Source organism: Candidatus Nitrosopumilus salarius BD31 (assembly GCF_000242875.2).
GTDB classification, from domain to species: Archaea; Thermoproteota; Nitrososphaeria; order Nitrososphaerales; family Nitrosopumilaceae; genus Nitrosopumilus; species Nitrosopumilus salarius.
Genome location: NZ_AEXL02000140.1, coordinates 1 through 774 on the forward strand (window position 1 = coordinate 1; position 774 = coordinate 774).

Annotated in this window: 1 pseudogene; it reads left to right on the forward strand. The window is 35.3% G+C overall.

The window, feature by feature from the left end:
• Positions 1 to 774: pseudogene (locus BD31_RS08360) on the forward strand (DNA topoisomerase VI subunit B); the annotation flags it as partial.

Below are 774 nucleotides of genomic sequence, written 5' to 3' on the forward strand. Positions count from 1 at the left end.
GTTAGAAAAGATTTGGGATTGTCAATGAAAAGTCTTAGTTTTACTGGAATTATGGATAAAGCAAAGAAGAAATGGAAAACACTTCCACGTCAAGTTAGAGTTGTAATTGCATTAATGTCCTTTTTGAAAATGGATTTTGATAAACTGATGAAAATTAAAATTGAAGATATTGATATGCCAAACAAAAAATTATTTTATTGGGATTTTGGAGATTCACAATCAAAATCCATTGACATGGATCCTGAAAGTCCTTATTTCAAACAATTAACAAATACTGTACAAGGCGAACCATTGACCACATTTTTGACTAAAAGATTTCAGCGTATAGGTCCTACAACCGCTCTCAAGTTTGCAGAATTTGCTGGATTCAAGCCTGAAAAACGAATGGGTACTATGACAAATCAAGAGTTGGTAAATCTCAGTGATTCCTTACAAAAATATGATGATTTCCTTGCCCCTGATCCTAGCTGTCTTGCACCTCTTGGAGAAGCACCTTTAGAAAAAGGAATAAAAAAATTCTTTAATCCTGATTTTACTGCTGTAGTTCAACGTCCTGCATCTGCATATTCTGGGTTTCCTTTCATTATCGAGATGGGTATTGCATATGGTGGTGACATTAAAACTGGTGGACCTCATGTTTACAGATATGCTAATCGAATTCCATTACTTTATGATGAAGGAAGTGATGTAGTGCTCAAAGTTGTAAATGATACAGACTGGGGCAGATACAAGGTAAAAGGTGATCCCCCATTCATCATTGTCTCTCATATCTGC